Origin of the sequence: Pseudomonas sediminis (genome assembly GCF_002741105.1) — a bacterium.
Taxonomy (GTDB): domain Bacteria; phylum Pseudomonadota; class Gammaproteobacteria; order Pseudomonadales; family Pseudomonadaceae; genus Aquipseudomonas; species Aquipseudomonas sediminis.
Genome location: NZ_NIQU01000017.1, coordinates 1 through 2,415, shown reverse-complemented (window position 1 = coordinate 2,415; position 2,415 = coordinate 1). Strand labels below are relative to the sequence as shown.

The 2,415-nt window shown below is 62.2% G+C and carries 3 protein-coding genes; 2 read left to right on the top strand and 1 reads right to left on the bottom strand.

Going from position 1 to position 2,415, the window contains the following annotated elements; translation table 11 throughout:
- Window positions 1-201 (top strand): DUF2790 domain-containing protein (locus tag CDO35_RS22755; protein WP_099526829.1); only part of this gene is annotated, 201 nt, incomplete at its 5' end.
- Window positions 202-237: 36 nt separating this feature from the next.
- On the top strand, window positions 238-1,254 hold the full coding sequence (locus CDO35_RS22750; RefSeq protein ID WP_099526828.1) for an alpha/beta hydrolase: 1,017 nt from the start codon (window positions 238-240) through the stop codon (window positions 1,252-1,254).
- Between the two features lie 120 nt (window positions 1,255-1,374).
- Here the strand turns inward: CDO35_RS22750 and CDO35_RS22745 are convergent.
- Window positions 1,375-2,415, bottom strand: a 1,041-nt coding sequence (locus tag CDO35_RS22745) for an aminotransferase (RefSeq protein ID WP_099526827.1), incomplete at its 5' end; no start/stop codon positions are given.

Sequence of the window (2,415 nt, the reverse complement as noted above, 5' to 3'; positions counted from 1 at the left end):
ACCACCCTCGCCCACAGCGCCGAGGCCACGCCCTACCGCTACGGCCAGAACCTGGATATCGCCAAGGTGATTTCCATCGACGTGCCTAACAGCTCGCTGTGCGAAGTGGTCACGGCAACGATGACCTACCGCAACAGCGCGGGTGACGTGGAGGTTCTCGGCTACGAACAACTCTCCAGCGCTTGCACCAACCAGAACTGACAACCAGCAGCCCAACTGATCGACAGGAGCTTGACCATGAACATTTCTCGCACTCTGACCGCCGGGCTGCTCGCCCTGGCCATCAACAGCAGCTTCGCCGCCGGCAGCCCCGGTGTGGAGCGCAACACCCAGGGCTTCCTCGATGCCCTGGCAGCCGGTGGCGGTCAACCGCTGGAAACCCTTTCGCCGAAAGACGCCCGCGCTGTGCTGGTGGGGGCTCAGGCCAGTGTCCAGGTGGATATGTCCGGCATTATCGTGGACACCAAGGTGATCCAGGTTAATGGCCAGTCGCTCACCCTCAAGGTGGTACGTCCTGAAGGCGCTCGCGGCATTCTGCCCGGCTTCATGTTCTTCCACGGCGGTGGCTGGGTACTGGGTGATTATCCGACCCACGAACGCCTGATCCGCGATCTGGTAGTAGGCTCTGGGGCAGCTGCAATCTACGTCGACTACACGCCGTCGCCGGAAGCCAAGTACCCGACCGCGATCAACCAGGCCTATGCCGCGACCAAATGGGTCGCCGACAACGGCAGTCAGATCGGTGTCGACGGTTCGCGTCTGGCCGTGGCCGGCAACAGTGTCGGCGGCAACATGGCTGCTGTGGTGGCCATCAAGGCCAAGGAAGCCGGTACGCCGAAACTGCGCGCCCAGGTGCTGCTGTGGCCGGTGACCGACGCCAACTTCAACAATGCGTCGTACAACCAGTTCGCCGAAGGCCACTTCCTGACTCGCGGCATGATGGAATGGTTCTGGGACAACTACACCACCGACCCGAAACAGCGTAACGAGATCTATGCCTCGCCACTGCGCGCCAGCCTCGAACAACTCAAAGGTCTGCCGCCGGCTCTGGTGCAGACTGCCGAGATGGACGTGCTGCGCGACGAAGGCGAAGCCTACGCTCGCCGCCTGAACGCCGCCGGTGTGCCGGTGACTGCCGTGCGCTACAACGGCATGATCCACGACTACGGCCTGCTCAATGTGGTGTCCGAAGTCCCGGCGGTACGCTCCGCCATGGATCAGGCAGCACAGACGCTGAAGAACAGCCTCAAGTAAGCGGCTGAAAAAACGAAACCCCGCCACCGGTAACGGTTGCGGGGTTTCGTTTTTTGGGGGCGGCTTTTAGCTGCGGGTTGTTCCTGTCGCGGCTGAAGCCCCTCCCACCGTACCGCGAGATCACGCCAAGCTACGCACCTGCTCCCAGGTCAGATCCAGGCACTTGCGCGCTTTCTCTACCAGCTCATCCACTTCCACCTGGCTGATCACCAATGGCGGCGCAATGATCATGGTGTCGCCCACCGCGCGCATGATCAGACCGTTGTTGAAGCAGTGGCCACGACAGACCATGCCCACGCCTACATCACCGGAGAAGCGCTTGCGCGTGGTTTTGTCCTGCACCAGTTCGATGGCGCCAAGCATGCCGACGCCGCGTACTTCGCCCACCAGCGGGTGATCGGCCAGCTCACGCAGGCGCTTTTGCAGGTAGGGCGCAATTTCTGCCTTGACCCGCTCGACGATGCCCTCGTCCTTGAGAATGCGCAGGTTCTCCAGCCCCACCGCCGCCGCCACCGGATGCCCGGAATAGGTGAAGCCGTGGTTGAAGTCGCCATGCGCTTCGATCACTTCGAACACCTTGTCACTGACGATCAGTCCGCCCATCGGCACGTAGCCCGAGGTCAGGCCCTTGGCGATGGTCATCAGGTCAGGCTTGAGGCCGTAGTACTGGCTGCCGAACCACTCGCCGGTACGGCCGAAGCCGCAGATCACTTCGTCGGCGACGAAGAGAATGTCGTACTTGGCGAGGATTTCCTTGATGCGCGGCCAGTAGGTTTCCGGCGGGATGATCACGCCACCGGCGCCCTGAATCGGCTCGGCAATGAACGCTGCGACGTTGCCTTCGCCCAGTTCGAGAATCTTCTTCTCCAACTGATCGGCCGCCCAGATGCCGAATTCTTCCGGCGACTGCTCGCCGCCCTCACCGAACCAGTAAGGCTGCGGGATATGCGCGATGCCGGAGATCGGCAGGTCGCCCTGCTCGTGCATGAACTTCATCCCGCCTAGGCTGGCGCCGGCCACGGTGGAGCCGTGGTAACCGTTGTCGCGGCCGATGATGATTTTCTTGTTCGGCTGGCCTTTGCATGCCCAGTAGTGGCGCACCAGACGCAGCATGGTGTCATTGCCTTCCGAACCCGAACCGGTGAAGAACACGTGGTTCAT

What these genes read in the sequence shown, in the direction of transcription:
- CDO35_RS22750 (WP_099526828.1), top strand. Translation starts at nt 238, where the DNA reads ATGAACATTTCTCGCACTCTGACCGCCGGGCTGCTCGCCCTGGCCATC.